The sequence below is a fragment of the Chryseobacterium sp. JV558 genome (assembly GCF_033712365.1).
Classification (GTDB): domain Bacteria; phylum Bacteroidota; class Bacteroidia; order Flavobacteriales; family Weeksellaceae; genus Chryseobacterium.
Window position 1 is genome coordinate 324,772 of record NZ_WJHU01000003.1, and the last position, 26,541, is coordinate 351,312.

Consider the following 26,541-nt stretch of genomic DNA (forward strand, 5'->3'; position numbering starts at 1 on the left):
AATCTGATTTTGAGATGTCTCTTTATTAATGAGTGATTCTGAATATTTTTTATTTCTTATCCCACCACAGCTTAGTGCCTCCGGTATCAGGGCCGTTAAGCATTTGTGCAGCCTGCTGGTAATTATAGAGTGAAGTTTTAGTATCAATAGTGAAAGGAATTCTTCTGATCATTGCTTCTGTACTGATTGCTCCGCCACTATCATTTTTTCTTACTTTGAAAAGAACCGGATATCCTGTTCTTCTCTGCTCAGCCCATGCTTCCGGTCCGTTTGGATAAAGAGAAAGCCATTTTTGGGTAATGATTCTTTCTAATTTTCTTTCGTTGGTATCACCATTATTCCATGCGATAGTAATGGTACTTAACTGAGGGTTTCCGGCAAGTACGTTATTGTCTGCATTTTTTGGATCAAGATAAGGAGCTTCTGTAGAAGTTGTATCAGCTAGATAAGTAGCAACACTAGCACTTTTTCCCCATTCTCCAAAAGACTGCTGAACTCCTGTAGTATAATTTGTTTGAATATCTCCTGCTCCGGCATATCCTCTCAAAGCAGCTTCAGCTTTCAGGAACCATGTTTCAGCAGCAGTGAATAATTTCATTTTACCGTCAGTACCGGAAAAATAATCTCCATTGGCAGATTTTGCCTGTGGTTGTGAGAATCCTCCGTAAGTTGATTTACCGTTTAATAAATCAATTCCCTGACGTATTCCTATGTATTTTCCTTGTAGACTTGGATCAGATGCAGGAATAGCATATGCAGAAAGTCTTGGGTCATTATATCCGTTCATATAAGACATCAAAGGTGCACCGATCAAACAGTCTCCCCATGAGTAAATGATAAAGCTTAATTCTGATTGTCCTACACTGATCAAAGCGTTGTCTGCATTATCAGTGATCAATCCTGCAGGGGAAGCTAATGCCTCCTCAGCATATTGTTTAGATTTTGCTGGATCTGCATAGCTCATTCTCATGGCTAACCTCAGCTTTAGTGAATTGGCCAATTTTGCCCATTGTGCCATATTTCCACCGTACACCAAGTCAGCTCTTTTCAATGCTGCTTTATCACCTTCATTTCCGGTAGCAGGCATGCTCTGTACTTTTTGCAAATCTGTAATAGCCACAGTAAGGTCACTGATAAAGTTTTGATAGGCTTGTTGCTGAGAATCAAAATCAGTTACCCCGTTTGGATTGGGTGTTTCATATTTACTGTATACTACCGGTCCGTGATTGTCCGATACCCTTGCTGCTGTAATTATCTTTAAGATCTTTTTAACAGCAAATGTTCCTGTAAAATCTATTCCCGGGTAGAAGTTTTTAGCGGCATTATCGATGATGATAGAATAATTGAAGATATCCTGCTGTCTCGCAATAATCCTGTTATTCCACCCATCCATCATAAAATAAGTTGTATTGTTCTTACCACCATTAAATTGGCTTGCTGTACTGAACATCCCACTGAACATATCCGCACTTAGATTCGGATACAGCTGATAGTCTGACTGAAGACCTCTTTGTAGAGATTTTAAAGGATTAACAACTGCGTTATAATCCGCATACATATTTTCAGGATTCCCCAGCTTTTCCTGGTTATACTGATCTAGATCACCGCATCCGGAAGCAGCCATTAAGACTACTGCGCCAAATACCAGTGTTTTAATATTATTGAATTTCATTTTCGTAGAATTAGAAGTTAGCCTTTAATGATAGTCCGATTGATCGTGTAACTGGTAGTCCAAATGAGTCTACCCCAACCCCACCAGGTGTATTTCCTGATACTTGTTCCGGATCAAATGGTGCTTTTTTATAGAAGAAAAACAAATTGGTTCCCACTAAGCTTACTGTTGCATTTCTCATATATCTTGATTGGATATCAAAGCTGTATGAGATGGATGCCTGACGTAAACGTACAGTTGTTGCACTGTACATATAAGCTTCGTCAATTCCTGTTCCCATACCACCTGCACCACCTGTTCTCTTATAATATGCTTTTGCATCAGTAACTCCGTTATAAGCCTGTCCTGCTAAAGGTGTCCCCGGAGCATATACCGCATTTGGAATGGATACTCCACCAGCATCTCTGGCATCAGCAGTGGCCTGACTTACTCCATATAAATCATTTGCTTTCTCAGTAAGAGACAACACTTTACCTCCGAATTTACCATCAATAAGGAAAGATATTCCCAGTTTACCAATATTAAAAGAGTTATTAAAACCTAGAATAAACTTAGGGTTTGGATTACCTAAATATTGAGGATCACCTGTAGTAGCTAATGGAACTCCATTTTCATCTACCAAAATACGTCCCTGATCATCTCTTTTGAATTTAACTCCATAAAGGTCTCCAAAAGATCCTCCCAGTCTCAATTTTGTAAAATCTCCACCACCAGTTAATGAGAAAAGTTGGTTTTCGGGTATAGATAGACCTGATGGAAATAATTCAACAATTGTATTTTTGTTTGCTGAAGCATTCACTGTAGTGGTCCATCCGAATTTTTCTGTACTGAAAACTTTGTATGATAAAGAGGCTTCAAAACCTGTATTACGTATTTTACCTGCATTAATATAATATGAACCTGATGGAATCCCTCCAAAGTTAGAGCCTATAGTAGTCTCCAGCAACTGATTGCTGGCATTAGAGTTATAATAGGTAAGATCAAAATTTAATCTGTTACTAAACATTCTCAGCTCAGTTCCTGCCTCAAAAGTTTTATTAAGTTCCGGGCGTGGAATAAGATCTGGTCGGCTGGTTACAAATGAACTTTTTGGATATACAATACTTCCTGCATCTACTCCATAAGAATATGCATTATAATAGGCTACCATCGCATTAGAAATATTGGCAGGCAATCCCAATCCTACAGTTGCATAAGAACCTCTTACTTTCCAGAAATTAATGACTTCCGGAAGTTTAAAAATTGAAGATAAGATCGCATTAGCTCCTACAGACTCATAATCAAATCCGCTTCTTCCTGTTAATGCCAAAGTAGAATCCCAGTCATTTCTAAAGGTCATATCTACATAAAACATATTCTTATATCCTACTGAAGCACTTGCAAAAACCGATCGCACCTGTTTTTTCAAATTCCAGTAGGTATTATGATATCCATCACCGGGACTTCGGTCTACATTCCATTGCAGGTTGTTTACCGCAAACAAATTAGGAATGGACAGATAAGCATTATCAATCTGCGTTACTTTATTGCTTGTCGTATTCACACTTCCTCCAACGGTAAAGTCTAAAGAAAGTGATTCGCTTAGTTTTGGACTACCAATTAACAAAACGTCACCATAGGTAGAGGAATTTTCATATACGTTTTTAAGCATTCTTCCATTAACCCCTTGTTGCACAGCCAATAAAGAAGGTGCTGAATAAGCAGAAATATCACGCTGGCTTTCAGAGATATTCCAGCTATAGTTACCTCTTACCCGTGCAGTCAACCATGGATTGATCTCGTAAGATAATGAAACAGCACTGTATGCATTTTTATTTTTAACGGTAACCTGGTTTTTATTTAAAATCCAATATGGATTTTGTGTTTCCGGACTTCCTTTGAAGCTTCCGTCCGGTTTTACTTCCCACCAGTTCTGAGCAGGTAAAAGTCTTTTTTTATCTATGAAAGAATAGTTATCCGCTCCATACTGATCAAAATCTACCCCTCTTGGCAACCAGTATAAACTGGCTAAAGGAGAAAAAGAAGCTCCCGGTGTTTGTCTGTTTTTACTGTCCTGTAATGAACCAATGAAATTAGCATCCAATGTCAGTTTATCATCCAAAAACTTACTTGAATTTCTGAATGACACATTATACTGATCAAAATAAGAGATTGGAATAACCCCTTTATTGGTAGTATTTCCAATGGAAAAATAGTTGGTTGATTTTTCGTTTCCAGATTGGAAAGAAAGACTGTTTACCCAAGTCGTTCCAGTTTGAAGAAAATCTTTAAGATAGTCTTTTGAAGCACCTTTTGCTCCCCAACTCTCAATACTATTTCCTGGAGATTGAGTAGGATCTGATGGATCATAAGATAAATAACTATGTTGCAGTTTGGGTAGGCTATAAGCTCTTTCTACCGTTAAGCTTGTGCTGTAAGCGATAGAGCTCTTCCCTATTTTCCCTTTTCTGGTAGTAATCAAAATAGCTCCGTTTCCACCTGCAGAACCGTATAATGCGGATGCAGAGGCTCCTTTCAGAAAGTTGATGCTCTCAATATCATCAGGATTGATGGAACTTAATACATCTCCCGGGTCAGGCATATTAGCATATTGGCTTATATCAGTTGATTTTCCTGTTCCATTGATGATAGGAATTCCATCCACTACATATAACGGCTGGCTGTTTGACACAGACTTATTTCCTCTCATAATCACCCTTACGGAGCTTCCTACACCATTGGTTCTGTTGATCTGTACGTTGGAAACTTTTCCATTGATCGAATTTAATAGATTGGGAGTTTTCACTTCGGTAAGCTCATCTCCACCAATCTGCTGACTGGAATACGTCAAAGAGCGGGCCTGCCTTTTTATCCCCAAAGAGGTGACTACGACCTCCTCAATACTGTTTGTCTTCGTAGTGTCGGCCGATTTTTTCTCCTGTGCATTCGCAGAAAGTGAAAAAACGAACAGAACAGGTATAACTGCTTTTCTCATAAGGTTTAGATTCGTTAGATTTAATTGAGAATCAATTACATTGCTTTATTTTTCAATACAAAAAAAACTATTGTTTTTTTAGCAAAATTTTGCCGTTTATGTATTAAATTATTTAAAGTTTTGTTAAGATTTAATTCACATTCACAAATCTAAATTTTGTAGCCAGTCTGATATAATACTATTTTATCATAAAACGATATTATTTTTTCAGCAATTTTATTTAAAAGCCATTAAATCATTACATATCAATAAAATACACTACATTGAAATCAAACAAAAAAAGGGATTTATCGTTGTTTTCAGCAAAAATTATCCGAATATCTATATCCGGATTTTATTGTAATTTTGAGCTGATTATGCAGAAAAAGTGAATTTCAAAAGCGTATTACTCAATTTTTTTCACTCCCTTAAATTGTTCTTTAAATTCAGTAGGAGTTGTCTTTTTAATTGACTTAAATACCTTGTTGAAGTTGGCAATATTATTAAACCCTGCTTCAAAAGCGATTTCAAATACAGTAAGATTTTTTTCCATCAGCCAACGTGCAGCATAGCTGATTCTTATTTCATTCAGATAATTGATAAAGGTTTTTCCTGTTCTTTTTTTAATAAACCTGTTGAACGTTACGTTGCTCATATTCACCAATGAGGCTACTTTGTCCAGGGTTATTTTATTTTCAAAATTCTTATGTACAAAATCATGAACGACCTTCATTTTATCATTATCAGCAAAGGTTTCAAGCTCAATGCTGTATGATGACAAAAGCGTTTTATTTTCTGCAACCGCCAGCTCATTCAGTATCTTCATTATCTCTATAAAAGATTCAAAGCTGTTCATCTTTGACAGGTTGAGAAACGAATCTTTTAGTTTTTCAGCTGTTTCTGAAGAAAAAAGAATTCCTCTGATGGAGTCTTTCATCAGATTGTTGATGGGTTTCAGAATATTCTTCTCCATCAGTGACTGTTGAAAGAAATCCTGGTTAAATTGTATCGTGATCTCGTGGGTTTTTCTGTTTTTGCATCTGTAATTGGCCCAGCAATGCGGTAAATTGGGTCCTACCAGAACCAATTCTATATTTCCTATTTCCCCGGTGTGATCTCCAACCATTCTGCGATATCCCTTCCCTTTGTAGATAAAGTTGATTTCAATTTCCGGATGGTAATGATATGGAAAGTCGAATGACGCTTTGATCCTGTCAAACACAAGAAAACTGTCCTCAGGAGATAGTGGAGTTATTTCTCTCAGAATATTTTCTAATTCGCTCATGCAGGCAGTTTTGAAAAAAGGGTTAATATAGATCGTAGTACAAATCTTTGTAAAAATGATAAAATAATATCAATGTAAAAACATATTTCCGATTTATTTTATTCCAATTCTATATGCCTGACATCAGAAATTGGAGTTTCAATAATTTAATACAGTTCAAATCATGCTTTTTTGTATCTTTAAACTAAAGTTAAAGGATGCCGCAACAGCTTATTTTTGAAGATCACTATAAAAGACTCGGACTGGAAATATTTTCAGAAGATAATCTGGAGAATTTTAATGGAAACCAATTCAGAACTGATATCAAAGTTTTTTTTATTCCTTCAGGATATGAACTTACGGTAGACTTTAACCATTATAAGACAAAGAAACCCTCTCTTTTTTTTCTCACCAACCAGCATTTGAACATTCAAAAAGGAAAAGATGAATCTATCCTTCTTTTTTACAACCGTGATTTCTATTGCATTCAGATTCATGATAAAGAAGTGGCTTGTGACGGGCTTCTTTTCCATAATGTATTTGAAATTCCTTTCGTAGAGCTTGACCCTTCCGAAACCACTCTTATAAAGGGTCTGTTTCAGAATATTCATGATGAGCTTGAGTGGAAAGATTCGTCTGCTGAGGAAATGATCAGGACCTATGTAAAACAGATCATCATCCGCGCCACCCGAAAATGGAAAAAACAGAATTTAGATCATGACACGCTTAGAATACCAGGCAGTGAACTTGATGTTTTCAGAGACTTCAGCAGACATCTGGAAATTCATTTCAGAGAAAAACATCATGTAGCAGATTATGCAGACCTCCTTCACCTGGCTCCAAAAACCTTAACGCATAAGTTTAAAAATTTAAATCTGGATTCCCCGAATCAGTTTATCATCAACAGAATCTTATTAGAAGCAAAAAGACTGCTATTCTATACGGATAAACCTATAAAAGAAATTGCTTACGACCTCGGCTATGAAGATCCGGCCTACTTTAACCGTCTTTTCACGAATAAAACCGGAAGCACACCAGCAAATTTTAAAAAAAATTACTCCTCGGGAAAAAAGTACAATATTTAAGTCTTTTTATCTATTGAATATGCTATTCCGCGGATATACCTTTGTAACATCAAAATCAAACAATATTAAAATACAAAAAACAAACATTATGAGACGTAACGCAACAGCCGTTTGGAACGGTACTATCAAAGAAGGAAAAGGGCACTTAACTACTCAAAGTACAACTTTAAACCAGACTCAATATTCTTTCAACAGCCGTTTTGCGGATGGTGTAGGTACCAATCCTGAAGAATTACTGGCAGCAGCCCATGCAGGATGTTTCACTATGAAACTGGATGCAGAGCTTTCACAGGCAGGATACAATCCTGAAGAGTTAAAAACAACTTCTGTAATCACTTTAGATCCAAATATCGGAAAGATTACAAAATCTGAGTTGACTTTAACAGCAAAAGTTCCGGGAATCTCAGAAGAAGAATTCCAGAAGTTTGCTAAGATTGCTGAAGAAGGATGTCCGGTAAGTGCAGCATTTAACTTTGAAATTACATTGACTGCTACTTTAGAGAATTAATCATAAGTATTTATTCAAAATCAATAGGAACGGGCTTTAGCCCGTTTTCTATTTTAAAAGTAATTCTATTGGCTTTAGCCAAAGCTGAAAGACCAAAACATTTTCTCAGTTAAACTTTTTTGGAACAAATATACCAAATGGTATATTTTTGTATATTTGCATCATAAAACAAACATAAATGTCGAAGGCAGAGAAAACAAAACAGCATATCATCGAGAAAACAGCAACTCTTTTTAATACAAAAGGGTATATTTCTACGTCTCTGTCTGATATTACCCAGGTTACCGGACTGACGAAAGGAAGCATCTATGGAAATTTTGAAAATAAAGATGAAGTAGCCATTGAGGTGTATAAATACAATGCCGGATTGCTGAGCAGAACCCTCGGCCGTTCTTTTGGTGAAGAATATCCTAAATCTTTGGATAAGCTCCATGCTTTTGTAGATTTTTATAGAAAAAACTGGAAGGCAGTATTTTCCAACGGTGGATGTCCGTTAATGAATGCGGCAACAGAAGCAGATGATTCTTTCCCGGCTCTAAAAACCCAGGTTAAAGTGTCATTCGAACAATGGATGTCAAAAGTAGCAACTGCCATTCTTGAGGGGCAAAAGAAGGGTGAAATTGATAAAAGAATCAATGCACAACAGTATGCCTCCTTATTTATTATGCTTATTGAAGGCGGAATCCTACTTTCAAAAACCATGGGTGATCAAAGTTTTCTAAACCATTCTTTAGACAGAATCGCTCACATGATTGATCATGAACTCAATATTCTTCCATCATAAATTATACGATATGGAAACAAAAAAAGTGGCTATTGTAGGATACAACAGAATTCCTTTTGCCAGAATGAATACCGCTTATTCAGAGCAGGGAAACCAGGATTTGCTGCTCGCTTCTCTGAACGGACTGATAGACCGTTATCACCTCAAAGGAAAAAGACTCGGAGAAGTTGCCGGAGGTGCAGTTATAAAGCACATTTCTGAAAGTAACCTCATCAGAGAAACTGTAATGAATACCAGTCTTGATCCTGCTACACCTGCTTGTGATCTTCAGCAGGCGTGTGATACAGGAATTGAAGCTGCCATTTACATAGGAAATAAAATTGCTTTAGGACAGATAGACTGTGGCATTGCGTGCGGAGTGGAAGCCATGAGCAATATCCCGTTTGAATCTTCACCCAGATTAAGAAAAGCTTTATTAAAAGCAAATAAAGAAAAATCAGCATTTGGAAAATTAAAACAACTGCTAAGCCCGAAATTAAAAGACTGGATGCCTATTCCTTACAAAGGACAGGAGCCCAAAACAGGTCTGGTAATGGGAGAACACACAGAAATTACAGCAAAATATTACAATATACCAAGAGAAGAACAGGATCTATTAGCTTTAAAAAGTCATCAGAATATGGCAAAAGCTTATGATGAAGGATTTTTTGATGATATGATCACTCCGGCTTTTGGCTTAGATAAAGATAATAACCTTCGCCGTGACAGCAGTATTGAAAAATTATCCCAGTTGAGACCCGCTTTTGATAAGCAGAGCGGAACTTTAACGGCCGGAAACTCGACTCCATTTACAGATGGAGCTTCAGCAGTTTTACTGGCCAGTGAAGAATGGGCAAAAGCCAATAATCTTCCTGTTTTAGCATATATCAGTTTTTCTGAACTGGCAGGGATAGAATATGTTGAAAATAAACAGGATTTACTTCTTGCACCAGTTTTTGCTGCAGAAAGAATGCTGAAAAAAGCAGGTATGAATCTATCAGACTTTGATTATTATGAAATTCATGAAGCATTTGCCGCACAGGTTTTAGCCACCATAAAAATCTGGGAAAATGATGAGCTTGCCAAAAAGTTCGGACTGGAAAAAGCACTTGGTAAGATAGACAGAAGCAAACTCAATGTAAAGGGTGGAAGCCTTGCAGCAGCTCATCCCTTTGCCGCAACAGGAGGAAGAATTATCGCAACGCTGGCAAAATTACTTCACGAAAAAGGCAGTGGAAAAGGTTTTATATCCATTTGTGCAGCGCGTGGGCAGGGCGTAACTATGATTTTAGAGAAATAAAAATTGAAAGTATGGACAGATTAGCACAATTAAAACAATTCATCGGAAAAGAATTTGATCAGTCACCATCTCCTTTTATGAAATGGCTCAATCCTATTGTTCTTTCTGTTGAAGAAGGACAATTGACCTTTCAATATACGGTAAGACCAGAGTGGCTGAATCCTATAGGGAATCTTCATGGCGGGGTTACAGCAGCTATTGTAGATGATATTATTGGGGCCACCATGTTTTCTTTAAATGAAAATTCTTTCATCACTACTATAAATAATGTCATCGATTATTTTTCAACTGCAAAAGAAAATGATAATATTGTAGCTGAAACTAAAATCATTAAAAGAGGTAAGCAATTCGTAAACGCACAATGCGAAATATGGAATGCAGACAAAACACGATTAATCGCAAGAGGAACCTCGAATTTATTCAAAATCAATAACTAAGTATGAAGAGAGTTGTCATTACAGGTCTTGGCGCTGTGACGCCTTTGGGAAATAATGTCGAAGAATTTTGGCAAAACAGTATCAATGGAGTGAGTGGAGCTAATACAATCACCCATTTCGATACGGAAAAATTTAAAGTACATTTCGCTTGTGAGGTTAAAAATTTTGATCCAAAACTCCATTTAACACACAACGAAATCAAAAGAAGTGATTTATTTTCACAATATGCAATGTATTCTACCGCGGAAGCTCTTAAAGATTCCGGGCTTGAACTGGAAAATATGGACCCGTTTGATATTGGTGTCATATGGGGAACGGGACAAGGCGGAATGTGGACTTTCGAAAGTGAAGTGATGAATTTTGCAGCCGGTGACGGAACGCCAAGATTCAATCCTTTTTTTGTACCGAAATTCATTGCCAATATGGCATCGGGAATGATTTCCATGAAATATGGTCTGCAGGGAATTAACTATACAACAGTTTCTGCATGTGCAACCGGAAATACAGCATTGATGGATGCCTTCAACTATATCCGTCTTGGAAAAGCGAAAGTGATCGTGAGCGGTGGTTCCGAAGCGGCTATTTCTCCAGCTTCTATCGGTGGATTTTCCATTATGAAGGCAATGTCTACAAGAAATGATGATTTCGCGACAGCCAGCCGTCCTTACGATGCAGACAGAGATGGTTTTGTAATGGGTGAAGGTTCTGGAACATTGATTCTTGAAGAATATGAACACGCTAAAGCAAGAGGCGCAAAAATATATGCAGAATTAGTAGGAGCAGCCATGACAGCAGATGCTTATCACATGACAGCACCTCATCCGGATGGTGTGGGAGCTATCAAAGCCATGCAGCTAGCGCTTAATGAAGCAGGAATCAACACAGATGATATTAATTATATTAATCCTCATGCCACCTCTACTCCTCTTGGGGATCTGGTTGAATTGAACGGAATTAATAAATTATTTAAAGGAAGTAAAAACCTTGACATCAGTGCTACAAAATCTATGACAGGTCATTTATTGGGTGCTGCTGGTGCGGTCGAAGCGATTATTTCTATTAAAGCGATTCAAAACGGAATTATTCCGCCAACAATCAACCTTCACAGTATTGATGAAAATATTCCACAAGATATCAATATTGTTTTTGGAGAAGCAAAGGAAAAAGAGATTACTTATGCTTTAAGCAATGCTTTTGGATTCGGAGGACATAATGCGACTCTGGTTTTCAAAAAATTCAGCTAATCAGAATTAAAAAATAATTGAAAAAATCCCTGCATGAAAATCATACAGGGATTTTTTATTTTATCTCTAACTATTACATAAAATCAGCATCAGGAATGAAAAAATCACTTTCGTTTTCTGAAATCGGAATATAAAGTCTCTCCCACTCTTTACCTTTCACCATATCCCAACTGTGTCCGGCACCTTTAAGATCTTCAGCTAAAAGGATAACTCCCGGTTTAATTATAAATGTAGTACCATCTGTTACTTTAAACCTTATATTCCCTTTGATTGTAATAACATATTGCCTTCTGGGTGCCGGATGGGCATTTTTTTCCCATTCTTCCGTTTCATTACTCATCCAGAAAACCGTTGCATTGATAGGTTTAAGAGTGGGCATTTTACCTTTCTCAAAAGTACATGAGCCATCAGGATTATTAATCAGTCTTATGGCTGGAATGAATCTGATAGAGGTTTCCAGAGCTACATTTATATTTTTGTGGTTTTCATCTTGTCCATTCATCATTCTATGATACTTTAATGCTAAAAGGGTTATATAAATTTAATTGTTATTTTCGAATTACAGGACTTATTTTAAAAGAAAAAGAGCAGTCAAATCTGACTGCTCTTTTTATCTTATGCTTTCAACCACTCTGAGGAGGAAAGATAATTCTGGTCGGGATAATAGATGAAGAGACAATTTTTTCCTTTAATCGTATTGATTATAGATTGTGTCAGTTCTCTTGGAACCGCGGGACATCCCCAGCTTCTTCCGATTCTTTTGTGCATAGATGCAAATGCATCACTTACATAATCAGCACCGTGTAATACAATAGCTCTTCTGTATGCGGCATCATTAAAACCTTTATCCATTCCCAATAACTTCAGAGAATATCCGTTGTCACCCTGATAGGTTGCATCCGTGATATAAAATCCTAAGCTGCTCTGTAACGAACTTTCCCTGTTAGAAAAATTCGTCGCAAATTCTTCGCCGGTGTTTTTTCCGTGTGCTACCAATGAGTTGAACAGAACTTTTTTGTCTTCCAGGTCAATGATCCAAAGTCTTTTTGTGTTAGAAGACATAGAAAAATCGCAGATAGTCAACAAATGCGACTCTTGGGTAAGTAATCCTGCTTTTTTCAAATTTTCAAACCCAGTCAATGCTTTTGAGAACACTTCATAATTCAATTCATGTTCAGGGTCAAATGCAATTGATTGGTATAATGCTTCTGACGAAGATACAACTGCTGTGCTCTTCTCAGATTTCGTTTCAGCTACTTTTTCCGTTTTCGTTGTATTGACATTCTCACTTTTCACCGCTATTCTTGGAGAAATGTAGAATGAAGTCGTCACCATGTAAACAAGGCCTAATACGCTATAAAATCCTTTCATTCAATAATATGTAAATCCAAATTAGTGGGGCAAAATTATAAAAACATAATTACCAAGGGGTTATAACTCTAAAAAGTTTAACGCTATTTAAGAAACTTTAACGTCCTGATTCTGTGAATTAAACGCCTTATTTTTGAGTATCAGCCACAAATTCCAGGCTCACAGAATTCATACAGTATCTCAATCCTGTAGGCTTAGGACCATCATCAAAAACATGCCCCAGATGTGAATCACACCTTTTACAAAGCACCTCTACTCTATCCATTCCGTAAGCTGTATCTCTTTTGTAATACACACCTTCTTTATCCGCTTCAAAGAAACTCGGCCAGCCGCAGCTGCTGGAAAATTTTGATGTAGAACGGAAAAGGTGATTTCCACAAACAGCACAATAATAATCTCCTATCTCATCAAACTCATTGTATTTTCCGGTAAAAGCTCTTTCTGTTGCTGCTTCTCTGGCGATTGCATACAAGTCCGGGGCGAGTATTTTTTTCCATTCATCGTTGGAAATATTGAGTTTTGTAGTATCGGTTCTCGAATAGTATGGATTGTTTTTTGCTTCTGTATTTTCCATAGAGGAGGTTTTTATAGGTTCATATTTCTGCGTACATGCCTGCAGAAAAAATAATAAGATGGCTGAAACTAAAAATTTCATCGTAAATTTCATTCTTTACCTGCAAAAGTTTTGAGGTTTAAAAGCTTTTATTAAGATTAAACGGTTTCATAACCAAATTTAGTAAATTTGAGAATATGAATGACGAAGCAAAAAGAAAACAACTAAGAAAATATAAAGCATTTGCTACAGGATTATTTGTCCTGATGGCCATTATTTTCATTGTTACCACTATTTTACAGAAGTCTAATACCTCTCATTGGGTCGGTTATGTACGGGCTTTTGCCGAAGCTGCTATGGTGGGAGCTTTGGCTGACTGGTTTGCTGTAACCGCATTATTCCGTCATCCTCTCGGGCTGCCAATCCCTCATACCAATCTGATTGAAAACAGCAAACAGAGATTAGGAGACAACCTTGGTAATTTTGTAGTAGGTAACTTTCTTTCTCCTCAAAATATAAGACCTTATATCCAGAAGCTTAAAGTTTCCAATTTTGTTGGTGAATGGCTGGGTAAGGAAAAGAGTCAGGATATTTTGATTAAAAATCTTTCAGATATCGTTCTTGATATTCTTAATAAACTGGATGATTCCACGGTAAGCCAGTTTATCAGCAAAAAGGTGTCTGAAATGACGGATGATATTAAGCTTAATAAAGTGGTTGGAAACGGAATCGGTTATATTCTGGAAAAAAATGACCATCAGAGAATCATTACCAATCTTTCTAAACAGATCAAAGATTACATCATTGAGAACGATGAAATGATTAAAGACCGCGTAAAAAAAGGCAGTTACACATTCATCCCTTCTTTTGTAGATAATAAAATTGCAGATAAAATCGCAGATGGCCTTTCTGATTTTTTTAAAGAAATAGAAGAAGACCCGCAACATGAAGTAAGAGGATTGATAACTCAAAAGATTCATGAGTTTTCTATGGATCTGAAAGAAGACCCGAAATGGGATGAGGAGTTTAAAACCATCAAAAACGGACTGCTTAAAAATGATAAACTGGATGAGTATGCCAGCGATATCTGGACTTCCATCAAGAAAACATTGATGAAAGAACTACAGGATGATCGATCCTCTTTAAAAGGCTACCTCACTAAAAACCTGAATGAATTCTCTCAAAATTTAAAAACAGACGAAAATCTTCAGAATAAGATCGACCACTGGGTAAGAGTAACCGCGTACAAATATATCCTTAAAAACACCCACCAATTTGGAAACCTCATCAGTTCTACCGTAGGAAACTGGCAGGGTAAGGAATTAAGCGAGAAAATGGAACTGGAAGTGGGAAAAGACCTTCAGTTTATCCGGGTGAACGGAACACTGGTTGGCGGCCTGGTAGGGCTCATTATCTACACTATCGCCCATTTCTTCCTCTAAAAAACGAATACTATTGATAACCCAACCATGAAAAAAATTTTTACTTTATTATTTTCCTTAAGCTTAGCATTTTTTCTCTGTCAGAAAGTTGAACTTAAGGAGGTAACGGATTCCTCGCAGGTTTTCAGAGGAGAAATTGCAGGAATACCAATTACTATGCAATTAAATTACACCGGAATTGTAGATTGCAGTCAATATCAGCATTTTGTAGAAGGCTGGTATTATTACAACAAGCATCAAAAGAAGATTCCTTTGTCCGGAATTTATGATTATGGTAAGCTCTACCTCTACAATTTTGGAAATAAACAAAAGCAAAGTTTTAAAATACTTCAGGAAAAGATTACTTCTCCCCAGTTAATAGAAAAAACAGATAGTATTGCCCAAACGCTGGAACCTAAAGAAGTCTTTGACTTTACCAATGAAGATTTGCATACAGAAATTACCGGAAATTTTCATTTGAAAGATAAAACTTATGCTGTAAAATTATTTACCATAGACAATATGATTTATAGGTTTAACAATTACCTGATTCTCCCTAACAATAGGAAAATAAATACATACGATTTCATCGACCGATATGGCGGTAATGAATTAATATCCTATAAATCTGACCATGCAGGAAACAGAGTTCTTTTATATTTTGAACGGATGTCTAATTTCAACGCATGCGGAATGTGTGGGGCAAGTGAAGGCGAAAAAGGCTACAGAATCCTGTACTTTACAAAGGACTGGAATTATAAAAACTATGAAGAATTCCTGACTGAAAGCTGCCTGCAAAACATTTACGACACGACTAAGACAAAATCTAAAGACCGAAAAACATTAAAATATAAGATCAACAAAACTGCCACTTCTCCGTCTTATACTCTTACAGTTGATGTAAACAATGCTTCTATTATAAAATCGAAATAAAAAAGAGAGTTTACATAACTCTCTTTTATTTTATCTTGGTAATCTGCTTGCTCTTTTCAGAAGCTCCTGATTGATTTCGTTGATCAGTTCCGGACCTTCATAAATAAATCCTGTGTACAGCTGGATCAGGCTGGCTCCCGCATCTAATTTCTCAATAGCATCTTTTGCGGAATGTATTCCTCCTACTCCAATGATGGGGAATGCTCTGTTGCTTTTATCAGAAAGGTATTTGATCATTTTCGTACTTCTTTCACGAATCGGCTTTCCGCTCAGACCTCCGTTTCCTATCTGTTCTAAAACTTCCGGGGAAGTCTTCAGACCTTCTCTGTTTACAGAAGTATTGGAAACTACAATACCATCAATCTTTGTTTCTGCAATCAGATCAATAATTTCGTCTAATTGATTGTTATTAAGATCTGGTGCAATTTTCAGCAGTATAGGCTTCTGTACAGATTTTGACTGGTTGATCTTCTTCACTTCTGTAATCAGTTCTCTCAGATATTCTACATCTTCAAGTTTGGCGTGGCTTCCTACATTAGGGCAGCTTACATTCAGGACAAAGTAGTCTACATGAGGATGAAGCCCCTCAAAACAGTCCAGATAGTCCTGGGTATAGTTTTCCGGGCTTGTATCTGTATTTTTTCCGATGTTTCCACCGATGATTATTTTTCCTTTGTTGGATTTCAGTTTTTCAATAGCGGCTTCAAGACCGTCATTATTGAATCCCATTCTGTTGATAATTCCGCCATCTTCTATGAGACGGAATAATCTTTTCTTAGGGTTTCCTACCTGAGCTCTTGGGGTTACAGTTCCTATTTCTACAAATCCGAAACCTAAGTCTCCCAATTCGTTGAACAAGACTGCATTTTTATCAAAACCGGCAGCCAGTCCTACAGGATTTTTAAATTTCAATCCGAAAACTTCTCTTTCCAGACGTTTGTCTTCAATAGGTTTTGGGAGAAATAATTTAGTAAGGAATCCAAAATTCTTAAGCATTGAAAATGTAAAGTGATGAACCTCTTCGGGATCACATTTGAAAAGAATCGGACGGATGAGCGATTTGTACATTGAAAAAAAGTTTTACAAAAATACTCAATTTAAAATTAATCTATGGTTAACCTATGATATTTTATCAAAATGTCTTTTATATATAAAATCTAAAAGAGACCAATATCTCCATTATCTACTGAATAGAGCGGGATATTTTATTATTAAATTAAGAATACGAACTCAAATCGAAATTTAAAATATTCCCTACCCTTTTAAATTCGTCATTTATAGTAGCGTTGACTGTCATTCTTTCATTGGTAACGGGATGATTAAAAATCAATTGATGAGCATGAAGCATCAGTTTGTTCATATTGAAAGTTTCCAGCCACAGTTTATTCTGCTTATTGCAGCCATGAGGACGGCATCCCAAAATAGGGTGCAAAATATGTTTAAAATGCTTTCTCAGCTGATGCATTCTACCCGTTTCCGGAATAGCTTCTACCAGACAGTACCGTGATGTCAGATGTTTTCCAAAAGCTAAATCTATTTCTGAAGTCTGTAAACGATGATAATAGGTAATGGCATTCTGCTGAATTTCATCCTCATTGATTAAATCATAATCAATTGTCTCTTCTTCTTTTGTCCAGCCCCGAAGAATTGCCAGATATTTTTTTTCAACCTGCCGCTGTGCAAACCGGTCACTCATTATCCGTAAAGTATCTTTATCTAGAGTAAACAGCAAAACACCCGAAGTTTTTCGGTCTAAACGATGTACAGGATAAACATATTGTCCAATCTGGTCTCTCAGTTCCTGAATAGCGTAGGTATCAGCTTCTCCGGCATAATACGATTTATGAACCAATAATCCACTTGGTTTATTGATAGCAATAATATGCTCGTCGCGATAAAGAATTTCTAACATGGTGCAAAAGTAGAAATTTTCAATCGATCTAGCCCTGATTGTAGCGGCATCCTTTTGCAAAGCAAAAGATAGAGTGAAAAGCAGGTTCCCGGCTCCTGAAAAATTAAAATGTAAATATTTGTCTGTTTATTAACTGCTTTTTTTATTGAATCTCATGATTTTGGATCCAATTTGCTATTTTTGCACATCAGACGTAAAAAAAATTATGGCAAAGCAAGAAGATGTTTTCAAGAAAGTGATTTCTCACGCTAAAGAATATGGTTTTATTTTCCCATCAAGTGAGATCTATGATGGTTTATCCGCTGTTTATGATTATGGACAGAACGGGGCCGAACTTAAAAATAATATCAAACAATACTGGTGGAAAGCTATGGTACAGCTTAACGAGAATATTGTGGGTATTGATTCGGCAATCCTTATGCACCCAACAACATGGAAGGCATCGGGCCACGTAGACGCTTTCAACGATCCATTGATTGATAATAAAGATTCTAAGAAACGTTTCAGAGCAGATGTTTTGGTAGAAGATTACTGTTTGAAAATTGAAGATAAAGAGAACAAAGAAATCGAAAAGGCAGCGAAGAGATTTGGTGACTCTTTTGATAAGGCTCAGTTTGAGGCGACTAATCCAAAAATTTTGGAATACAGAGCAAAAAGAGAGGCTATTCTTTCCAGACTGGCAAAATCTCTGGAAAATGAAGATCTTGCTGATGTAAAAGCTTTGATTGAAGAGCTAGAAATTGCAGATCCTGATACAGGTTCTAAAAACTGGACAGAAGTAAGACAGTTCAACCTGATGTTTGGTACAAAGCTGGGAGCTTCTGCCGACAGTGCAATGGATCTTTATTTAAGACCTGAAACAGCACAAGGTATCTTTGTAAACTTCTTAAATGTACAGAAAACTTCACGTCATAAACTTCCTTTCGGTATTGCGCAGATTGGTAAGGCATTCAGAAATGAGATTGTTGCAAGACAGTTTATCTTCAGAATGCGTGAATTCGAACAGATGGAAATGCAGTTCTTTGTAGCTCCGGGAACAGAACTTGAGTTCTATGAGAAATGGAAAGAAAAACGTCTGAACTGGCACTTGGCTCTAGGTCTAGGAAATGATAACTACAGATTCCATGACCATGAGAAATTGGCTCACTATGCGAATGCTGCTGCAGATATTGAATTTAACTTCCCATTTGGATTTAAAGAACTGGAAGGTATTCACTCAAGAACGGATTTCGATTTAAAAGCGCATGAGGAATTCTCTGGAAGAAAGCTTCAGTTCTTTGATCCTGAAAGAAATGAAAATTACGTTCCTTATGTAGTGGAAACTTCAGTAGGTTTAGACAGATTATTCCTTTCTATATTCTCTCACTGTTTAAGAGACGAAGTATTGGAAGATGGTTCAGAAAGAACGGTTTTATCTTTACCTCCAGCATTAGCGCCAATTAAAGCAGCTATTCTTCCATTAATGAAGAGAGACGGTTTGGCTGAGTATGCAGAAAAAATCTTTAATGATCTGAAATATGATTTCAACCTGTTCTACGAAGAAAAAGATGCTATTGGAAAACGTTACAGAAGACAGGATGCTATTGGTACTCCATACTGTATCACTATTGACCATGACTCTTTGACTGATCACACCGTAACCATCAGAGACAGAGACACGATGCAGCAGGAAAGAGTTCCTGTTTCAGAGTTGAGAAGAATCATCGATGAGAAAACGAACTTCAGAAATTTACTTTCTCAATTATAATTTAAAAGCCCTGGAAACAGGGCTTTTTTATTTTTCAACATATGGGTTAATTTATTATTTTTATCCCTCAAATTTTAACCATGAAAAAAATAACACTCATAGTGTTTGGACTGATCCAGACATTTGCATTTTCCCAAACCCAGGACCTGACAACACTCGCTGCCGGGGATCACGTGGGAATGAATGCATTATTCGATGATAAAGACAATCTTTACGGTTACGTTTCTCTATATTCTTACGGAAAATCCGGTGATAAGACCAAAAAATTTGAGTATGTAGTTCTAGACAAAAACCTCAATCCTGTTGCCAATAAAGAGTTTGAAGGAGATATCACTGCTGCTTCTTATTTAGGATATGTCGACTTTAAAGGACAGATCATCTTAAAACCATCAATGATGGATTATTCTCTGGTAAAAAGCAGAGAAGTATTTACACCGGTTTCTATGGTGATTGATCCTAAAACAAACTCTATTACCAGAAAAATATATTATGATTATCTGGAAAACGGGACTTTCAAAGAAATCAACGAACCGAAGAGCTGGAAAGAACAGCGTAAGGAAAATCGTGATGAGAAAAAAGACAAAGGGTACAACTACGTTTCTGCTGTAGGTGAACTGAAAGAAGGCGGTTACTTTGCTGTGGAGTATAAAGATTACGGAAAGTATGAAAATAACAACAGCCTTATGAAGTTTGATGAAAACAAAAAGGAAGTTTGGAGATATAAGTACAATACAGACGGAAGCAAGAAAATTCACACCTCATTATCTGTTCTGGAAAGAGACGAGAATTACATGTACTGCATTCTGAAGAAAGTGAATGACAAGCAGAAAACGTTCAGCCTTCTGGTTCTTGATATGAAAACAGGAAAAGAAACTTCCAACAAACCGGTTACAGGGTTATCCGATGATACAATAGACAATATTGAATCCTTCTACTCTAATTACAGAAAGATTGATAATGATAAGAATTTCGATGACAAAGTGGTTCTGTTGGGAAGAAACTATGATGACTCTGAGTCAGTAGGATTTGCAAGAATGATGGTAGACAAAAAAAACTTTACGGCAGATACTAAAACAATCAATTACGAGCCTAATATTTCCGCATTCCTTCCAAAAGTAAATAAAAACGGAATGGTGGAAAACGGATATATGCTTCAGACGAAGGATATGTATTTTATGAATGACGGAAGCGTGGGAATCTTATCTGAAAAATATAAACCGGCTGGACAATACAACGCTCCCAAAACAACAGACCTTGTTTACATCTACACCGATAAAGATTTCAAAGTGAAAAATGTTCAGGTATTTGAAAAAGAAAAATCAAAATGGGTAAACAGTGATTATCTGTTTTCTCAATACCTCAATGGAGGAAAAGATGTAGTATTTTTCTATCGTGACTATCAGAAAGATGAAGTAACAAAGCAAAAAAGATGGAATTTATTCATCAATACTATTATTGACGGAAAATTCAAACAGGAGATCATCCCTATTTCTGAAAAAGACAATTATACGGTAACGCCCTATGTAGGAAAAGAGGGGTATATCCTTCTTAGGGAGTATAATGAGAAAGAAAAATTCAATAAAATCCGTTTGGAGAAATTAAATTACTAGTATAAAAAGACCCCTGATGAAACATCAGGGGTCTTCTTTTATGTTTTGGCTAAAGCCCGTTCCTATTGATATTTAAATCGTTGATAATAAAATTAGTTTGCTTTTGCTAGGGTTTCATTCATTTTATAATAGTCTGCAATATTTTTTATTTCATCCAAACTTAAATTCCACATAAAGTTTAGGAACTGCTGGTAGCTTTCACTTTGATTTTTAGGTTCTATACGGTCCAGATACCTGTTCAGGTTGTAGTTTTTTCTGGCCTCATATATTTTGGAAAAGCATCTTCCCAGCCAACTTTTATAATACTTTTCTTCCTCTTCATCCTGCAGAAACTGCATGGCTGCATAAATTCCCTGTCCATAGTCTTCAGAGTGAAAATAATTGGGCAAAATTTCCATTCTTGCTGTTTTCTTTAATGTGACAAACAAATCTGAAGGTTTTTCCGGAGCAATTGGGCTTTTAAGTTCTGCAAACGTTTTTTTAAGCATCTCAATTCTTCTGGACACTTCAGGATGTGAGGCAAGGGAATCTTTGTTCAGCTTTTCTTTGTAGAAATTATAATTGTACAGTGAAAAATCTTCCTTCTTCATCCACTTTTCATTGAAAGCCTGCTTTGGAAGGTTAAACAGCTTTTTATACGTTTCCATCTTCAGCTCTCTTGGCGAAATGGTATCAAAATCCTGCAGCCTCTGAAGTGCATTTACAAATTCTGCTTTTTTGAAATCACTGTTTTTAAAAATGACATAGCCTAAAGAATCTGCCTGCATTTCGCTTTGCCTTTTTTCCACACTTTTTTTATACACTGTATTTTTAAAGATATCGAAAGCTTTCTGATTCTGGCTCTGGCTTCGGCTTGTGGTGGTAGATTTGATATTCTCCACCAATACTTTATCCAATTTATCCTGTTCGATAATTTTCAGAAAGGTTTTCAGGGAATGTTCTTCTATTTTATGACCCAGCTCGTGAGAAATCACAGCCGCAATCTGCTCCTCATTGTTGAGCCAGCTATAAAGCCCCATGTTAATAACAAAAGTTCCGTCAGCAAGGCAGTAAGCATTGGGAGTATTGTCTTTTGCGATCAGAATTTTCAAATCCTGAGGAATCGTAGGATTATTCTTTTTAAGACGCTGAATCATAAGCTGTATGCTTGTTTCAAATTCAGATTTAAAGATAAAATCCTTATTTTTCACCTGCTTTTGAAAGTCTGTTCCAAATTCTTTATAAATTTTGGACAATTCAGAGCCTGTTTTCCCGGAATACTGAGATTTTAATTTCTTTACGGTTGCTTCATTATTCCCTTCAAAACTCTTTAAAAAATCTTTTCGCTGTATATAATCTGCGGTATCTATCGGTTTATAAATCTGGGCTATTCCCATGATTGAAAATAGGAAATACCCCAATACAATAAGTTTTCTGGTCATAGTTTTCATCAATAAGAACAAAAATAACTTATTTGATGATTCATTTTAATTTTTATAGCCAAATTATTCTAAATTTGTTAGAGACCCATTCATGAAAAAATGAGAATACTAAAGTATATGATAGGTGGAGCGGTAGCTGGTGCGGCAGCCGCTTATTTTCTGGGATATGATTATTTATTTAGTGGTATTTCCAAAACCTATCTTAAAGGAAAATCAAGTGCATATATTGATGACGGAAATCTTTTCCCGAGCAATCCTATTGCCACAGAGGAACCTGAACTCTGGGAAGAAGATCCGGATTACAATAAAAAAGATTTACCTAAACATTTAGTTGATGATTTAAAACATTCCAAAACAGCCGCTTTTGTTGTGATAAGGAATGGAAAAATTCTTCATGAGCAATATTGGGACGGCTATAATCAGCTTTCACAAACCAATTCTTTTTCGATGGCAAAAGCAGTGACTGTGATGCTGTTGGGAAAAGCATTGGAAGAAGGCATTATTCCTACTATTGATGAAAAGTTCTCAGATTTTTATCCGGAATTTAAAAATAAAACATTCGGAAATCAGGTTACCCTCAAAAATCTGGCTCTCATGGAATCCGGGTTGGACTGGGATGAAAATTACAATAACCCGTTTCTTCCCAATGCCAAAGCCTATTATGGAAAAAGTCTTGTAAAAGCTGTATTCTCAAGAAAATTTAAAGAAGAACCGGGAACAAGATTCGAATACCAGAGCGGTTCTACGCAGCTTCTTGGGTTTGCCCTCAGAAAGGCTCTGAATCAATCATTGGCGAGCTATTTATCAGAAAAATTCTGGATTCCTTTGGGAATGGAACAGAATGCCAAATGGAGTACAGACGATTACGGAATGGAAAAAACGTATTGCTGCATTCATTCCAATGCAAGAGATTTTGCTAAACTGGGGCAGCTGTTTCTGAATGATGGAAAGGCCGGGGATCAGCAGATTCTCAACACTAATTTCATTGAACAGATGAGAACTCCCACTGAAAAGTCCGAAAACATTTATGGAATGGGGCTTTGGATCAACCATGACAATCCCATCAAGCATTATTATTTCCTGGGATTACAGGGGCAGTATATTATTATGGTTCCGGAGCACAATATCGTCATTGTAAAAACCGGAAGCTACTCCAACAATCCTAAAAATGACAGAGGAAGACCTGATCAGGTAAAATTCTTTGTAAATGAAATTGTACAATTATTCCAATAAACACTATGGAGAAACACAGCGTAAAAGTTGATGAATACATTGAAAAATCTCCGGATTTTGCAAAACCTATCTTAAACTACCTCCGTGAAACGGTTCACGAAGTCTGCCCCGATGCAGAGGAAGCGATCAAATGGAAGTTTCCTACGTTCATGTATAAAGGCAAGATTCTTTGTTCCATTACAGCTTTCAAACAATATTGCAGTTTGGGATTCTGGCTGCATCAGGAGATGAAAACATTAAAGGAGATAGAAACAACTGCTGAAAGAAGCTCCATGTTCAGCTTAGGAAAAATAACCGGAATGAAAGATCTTCCCTCCAAACCTCAGCTGAAAAAAGCAATAAAAGAAGCCATGGAACTTACGGATATGGGTATCACAATGAAGAAAGCCCCACCTTCCAAAATAGAAATAAAAGTTCCTGATTATTTTCAGTCTGCTTTACATGCTCATCCAAAGGCTTCGGATATTTTTGAAAAAGCTTCACCATCTTTCAGAAAAGAGTATATTGTCTGGGTAACAGAAGCCAAAACAGAAGCCACCCGAAATAAAAGATTGGAACAATCTTTGGAGTGGATAGCAGAAGGTAAAGGCCGTAACTGGAAATACCAAAAAAAATAAAACACAAAAAACACGATGAAGAAAAAAATTATTCTCTTTTTCTTCCTTATTATTTCGATTTCTACATTCTCTCAGGCATTTGATTTTGAGGGACAGTACAAGTATGCCCGTACTCTTTCATCCAGGAATCCGGACAGTTCTGAAATCGTTCTGAATAAGATGATAGATTCTGCACAGAGAAGAAACCTCCCTGAATTTCTTGCAAAAGCTTATTATTTAAAATCATTCAACAGCTATTTACAATCTGATGCTGAGAAAAGTCTTGATTTTGCAGATAAAGCCCTTAAAATATCCGTACAAAGCGATTATGCTATCGGGAAAGCACTGGCTTACAGGATGCAGGGCACTCAATATGCAAAGCTCGGACTGCTTGAGGAATCTTCTACAAGTCTTCACAATGCCCTGTCTGAAGTAAAAAATAACAATACAGAGGAAGGACATGAGCTGAAAGGAATGATCTTTAATTCTTTTTTGATCCTTCTCAATAAGAATCAGTACAAAGAGAAAGAGTTTTATTCTAAAAGTGCCATTCATGAATTTCAGAAGCTTAAAAATATGGCTCGGCGAAATGAACTGCTGATCTCTGCTTATACCAACATGGGGTATAATTTATCGGAAGTGAAAAAATTTAAGGAAGCCAAATATTATTTTGTAAAAGCCCTTTCTTTGGTTGGGGAAACCAATCATTATCTCCGGTCTAATATCCTGCATGATATCGGATTCTCATTCTCAGAGCAGAATAAGCCTGACAGTGCTGTGGTTTATTATCAAAAAGCATTAGCCATTGCAGATCAGTATGGTTTCAATGAAAAAAAGATTGAAGTCACAAAAAATCTAGAGGAAGCCTACACTCAGCTTCACGATGAACCCAACACAGAGAAATATAAACTTGAAAATCTTAAATTAAAAGACAGCATTGCTTATAATAAATCAATGGCTGTCAACAAAACATTATCCAAAAAAGAGGAAAGTTTTGATCAGCAGCTCAATGAGAGTCATTCCATTTCAAAAGGGCTTGTTATAGCATGCCTTGGTCTGATCATTGTTTTGGGAATTGTCATTTTAAACAGCATCCGTCTCCGCAAAAAGCATAAAGAAGCTGTTGCCAAAATTTACAGAGAAGGTATTTCTCCGGTGGTTTATGAAGAAGATCCCCAGGAAGTTTCTGATGATATCCAACATAAAAATACCCCTACTCCAACAGAAATAAAAATTTCACCTGAAGTAGAGGAAAACATATTACACGGATTAAAAATATTTGAAGAAAACCTTGAGTTTAACAACAAGAATATTTCACGTTACAATCTTGCAAACACACTGAATATCAATACAAAATATCTTTCAGCGGTTATTAAGAAATATAAGAAATTCAATTTCAACCAATATATTAATCATCTGAGGATCAATTATATTGTTAATCAATTAAAAAACGAACCGCAGTACAGAAAGTATAAGATCAATCATCTTTCTGAGATCACGGGATATTCATCTCACAGTGCTTTTTCTCTTGAATTCAAAAAGATCACAGGGCTGCATCCGTCTGCATTTATCAAAACGCTGGATGAAATCTCCTGATTACTGTTCTGCTATTGTAAGGTTATTATACCCGCCCGTATTATTTAATGAGAAATTAGCAACGAGTGAATTATTTAAATTAAACCAAATGTAAGGCATCAGCCTCTGCCCTGCTGTCATGTAGAATGAGGCGGTACAGTTACTTCCTGCATCAATGTTTCCTACACTGTTTGAGGACATGGTATTAACACATTTTACGGTATTGACGATATTGGTGACCGCTAATCCTGCCGTATTATCATACAGCTGCCAGATTGCTTCTATCTGAACTGGATTTAAAGGATCCGTAGTATAATTAATTGCCAATGGAGCCAGATCTGTAGTGAAAGAAGCTACGTAAATTCCGTTTCGGGGTGCGGTAAAGATACCAGTGGCAGCGTTAAAATTCGTTCCGGAATTACTTTCAAAGGTTTTACTCCAGTCTACAAGATAATTGCTTGCCCTGTTTTGTAAACCCGCAGTTATCGTCGGAATAGACGGAGTTGCCAGCTTTACATTATTATTCGTTTTGGCTGCAATAACGATTACTTTATTATTTGTGGGCTGCGCGGTGAGTAAGGGAAGCCATTCATTCCCGTTAGAATATTCCACTCCGCTGTTATAACGTACTGCTCCTTCATCAGCCGCAAGCGCCGTAAGCGAAGAAGCTCCAAAGCCAATGGCTCCGTTTCCTGAATTTCTGGCATCAACTTTTGTAACCGGAGTGAGCGTTCCCACTCCTATTTTTCCGGCACTGTTCACAAGAATATCATTGCTCTGCTGAACCGGAGTAAATGTTGATCCTGAAACAGGATTGTCTTTTTGTCCATCAATATGCAGAATACCCTGTGGATTTGGAGTATTGATTCCAACCTGTGAAAATGCACATTGGAAGCTTAAAGTCATTAAAATCAGTAAACAATTTTTTTTCATCATCTGTCTT

General features: G+C 36.7%; 23 protein-coding genes. 13 read left to right on the forward strand and 10 right to left on the reverse strand.

What is annotated here, in order from left to right:
• Positions 1–49: 49 nt before the first annotated feature.
• The 3 genes from GFU89_RS12400 to GFU89_RS12410 all read right to left on the reverse strand — a co-directional run bounded on the left by GFU89_RS12400 (position 50) and on the right by GFU89_RS12410 (position 5,910).
• Positions 50–1,672, reverse strand: coding sequence for a SusD/RagB family nutrient-binding outer membrane lipoprotein (locus GFU89_RS12400; RefSeq protein ID WP_318847419.1), 1,623 nt, complete (start codon positions 1,670–1,672; stop codon positions 50–52).
• A gap of 10 nt (positions 1,673–1,682) precedes the next feature.
• The gene (locus GFU89_RS12405) at positions 1,683–4,646 is read right to left on the reverse strand and encodes a SusC/RagA family TonB-linked outer membrane protein (protein ID WP_318847420.1); all 2,964 of its coding nucleotides are present in this window, start codon (positions 4,644–4,646) and stop codon (positions 1,683–1,685) included.
• Positions 4,647–5,031: 385 nt separating this feature from the next.
• The gene (locus GFU89_RS12410; RefSeq protein ID WP_047376302.1) at positions 5,032–5,910 is read right to left on the reverse strand and encodes an AraC family transcriptional regulator; all 879 of its coding nucleotides are present in this window, start codon (positions 5,908–5,910) and stop codon (positions 5,032–5,034) included.
• A 197-nt stretch (positions 5,911–6,107) separates the two neighbouring features.
• On the opposite strand from GFU89_RS12410, the gene GFU89_RS12415 reads away from it, so the two are divergent.
• From GFU89_RS12415 to fabF, 6 genes are all read left to right on the forward strand, one after another.
• On the forward strand, positions 6,108–6,974 hold the full coding sequence (locus GFU89_RS12415; RefSeq protein WP_318847421.1) for an AraC family transcriptional regulator: 867 nt from the start codon (positions 6,108–6,110) through the stop codon (positions 6,972–6,974).
• Between the two features lie 88 nt (positions 6,975–7,062).
• Positions 7,063–7,482 (forward strand): OsmC family protein, encoded by a 420-nt coding sequence (locus GFU89_RS12420; protein ID WP_318847422.1) that lies wholly within the window; start codon positions 7,063–7,065, stop codon positions 7,480–7,482.
• 178 nt (positions 7,483–7,660) lie between these two features.
• The gene (locus GFU89_RS12425; protein WP_318847423.1) at positions 7,661–8,266 is read left to right on the forward strand and encodes a TetR/AcrR family transcriptional regulator; all 606 of its coding nucleotides are present in this window, start codon (positions 7,661–7,663) and stop codon (positions 8,264–8,266) included.
• 10 nt (positions 8,267–8,276) lie between these two features.
• Complete coding sequence (locus tag GFU89_RS12430) at positions 8,277–9,545, forward strand: acetyl-CoA C-acetyltransferase (RefSeq protein WP_318847424.1); 1,269 nt, start codon at positions 8,277–8,279, stop codon at positions 9,543–9,545.
• 11 nt (positions 9,546–9,556) lie between these two features.
• Entirely contained in the window at positions 9,557–9,982 is a 426-nt protein-coding gene (locus tag GFU89_RS12435) for a PaaI family thioesterase (protein WP_318847425.1), read from the forward strand.
• A gap of 2 nt (positions 9,983–9,984) precedes the next feature.
• A complete protein-coding gene (gene fabF, locus GFU89_RS12440) occupies positions 9,985–11,226 on the forward strand; it encodes a beta-ketoacyl-ACP synthase II (protein WP_318847426.1) in 1,242 nt (413 codons plus the stop codon).
• Between the two features lie 73 nt (positions 11,227–11,299).
• Here fabF and GFU89_RS12445 read toward each other — a convergent pair whose 3' ends face one another.
• The 3 genes from GFU89_RS12445 to msrB form a co-directional block, all read right to left on the reverse strand.
• Positions 11,300–11,731 carry a hypothetical protein gene (locus tag GFU89_RS12445; RefSeq protein ID WP_318847427.1) on the reverse strand — a complete coding sequence of 144 codons (432 nt, stop codon included), beginning with the start codon at positions 11,729–11,731 and terminating at the stop codon, positions 11,300–11,302.
• Between the two features lie 110 nt (positions 11,732–11,841).
• A complete protein-coding gene (locus tag GFU89_RS12450; RefSeq protein WP_318847428.1) occupies positions 11,842–12,597 on the reverse strand; it encodes a murein L,D-transpeptidase catalytic domain family protein in 756 nt (251 codons plus the stop codon).
• Between the two features lie 127 nt (positions 12,598–12,724).
• Positions 12,725–13,252: a peptide-methionine (R)-S-oxide reductase MsrB gene (msrB, locus tag GFU89_RS12455; RefSeq protein WP_318847429.1), complete on the reverse strand. Its 528-nt coding sequence runs from the start codon at positions 13,250–13,252 to the stop codon at positions 12,725–12,727.
• Between the two features lie 95 nt (positions 13,253–13,347).
• Here msrB and GFU89_RS12460 point away from each other — a divergent pair, with 95 nt between their 5' ends.
• Together GFU89_RS12460 and GFU89_RS12465 are read left to right on the forward strand one after the other, a co-directional pair.
• Positions 13,348–14,592, forward strand: coding sequence for a DUF445 domain-containing protein (locus tag GFU89_RS12460; protein ID WP_318847430.1), 1,245 nt, complete (start codon positions 13,348–13,350; stop codon positions 14,590–14,592).
• A 27-nt stretch (positions 14,593–14,619) separates the two neighbouring features.
• The gene (locus GFU89_RS12465) at positions 14,620–15,504 is read left to right on the forward strand and encodes a hypothetical protein (RefSeq protein ID WP_318847431.1); all 885 of its coding nucleotides are present in this window, start codon (positions 14,620–14,622) and stop codon (positions 15,502–15,504) included.
• 30 nt (positions 15,505–15,534) lie between these two features.
• Here the strand turns inward: GFU89_RS12465 and GFU89_RS12470 are convergent, their stop codons facing one another.
• The gene (locus tag GFU89_RS12470) at positions 15,535–16,572 is read right to left on the reverse strand and encodes a quinone-dependent dihydroorotate dehydrogenase (RefSeq protein WP_318847432.1); all 1,038 of its coding nucleotides are present in this window, start codon (positions 16,570–16,572) and stop codon (positions 15,535–15,537) included.
• 148 nt (positions 16,573–16,720) lie between these two features.
• Positions 16,721–17,416: a pseudouridine synthase gene (locus tag GFU89_RS12475; protein WP_318847433.1), complete on the reverse strand. Its 696-nt coding sequence runs from the start codon at positions 17,414–17,416 to the stop codon at positions 16,721–16,723.
• A gap of 205 nt (positions 17,417–17,621) precedes the next feature.
• Between GFU89_RS12475 and GFU89_RS12480 the strand changes: the two genes are divergently transcribed.
• Both GFU89_RS12480 and GFU89_RS12485 read left to right on the forward strand, forming a co-directional pair.
• Entirely contained in the window at positions 17,622–19,163 is a 1,542-nt protein-coding gene (locus GFU89_RS12480) for a glycine--tRNA ligase (protein WP_318847434.1), read from the forward strand.
• An 80-nt stretch (positions 19,164–19,243) separates the two neighbouring features.
• Entirely contained in the window at positions 19,244–20,773 is a 1,530-nt protein-coding gene (locus tag GFU89_RS12485) for a hypothetical protein (RefSeq protein ID WP_318847435.1), read from the forward strand.
• A gap of 92 nt (positions 20,774–20,865) precedes the next feature.
• Here the strand turns inward: GFU89_RS12485 and GFU89_RS12490 are convergent, their stop codons facing one another.
• Complete coding sequence (locus tag GFU89_RS12490; protein WP_318847436.1) at positions 20,866–22,194, reverse strand: M48 family metalloprotease; 1,329 nt, start codon at positions 22,192–22,194, stop codon at positions 20,866–20,868.
• Positions 22,195–22,293: 99 nt separating this feature from the next.
• On the opposite strand from GFU89_RS12490, the gene GFU89_RS12495 reads away from it, so the two are divergent.
• From GFU89_RS12495 to GFU89_RS12505, 3 genes are read left to right on the forward strand one after another with little or no spacing between them, the layout of a single operon-like run.
• Positions 22,294–23,427 carry a serine hydrolase gene (locus tag GFU89_RS12495; protein ID WP_318847437.1) on the forward strand — a complete coding sequence of 378 codons (1,134 nt, stop codon included), beginning with the start codon at positions 22,294–22,296 and terminating at the stop codon, positions 23,425–23,427.
• Between the two features lie 5 nt (positions 23,428–23,432).
• Complete coding sequence (locus tag GFU89_RS12500; protein WP_318847438.1) at positions 23,433–24,044, forward strand: YdeI/OmpD-associated family protein; 612 nt, start codon at positions 23,433–23,435, stop codon at positions 24,042–24,044.
• Positions 24,045–24,059: 15 nt separating this feature from the next.
• Entirely contained in the window at positions 24,060–25,619 is a 1,560-nt protein-coding gene (locus tag GFU89_RS12505) for a tetratricopeptide repeat protein (RefSeq protein WP_318847439.1), read from the forward strand.
• Here GFU89_RS12505 and GFU89_RS12510 read toward each other — a convergent pair whose 3' ends face one another.
• Entirely contained in the window at positions 25,620–26,534 is a 915-nt protein-coding gene (locus tag GFU89_RS12510; protein ID WP_318847440.1) for a hypothetical protein, read from the reverse strand. It lies immediately after the preceding gene.
• Positions 26,535–26,541 lie beyond the last annotated feature (7 nt).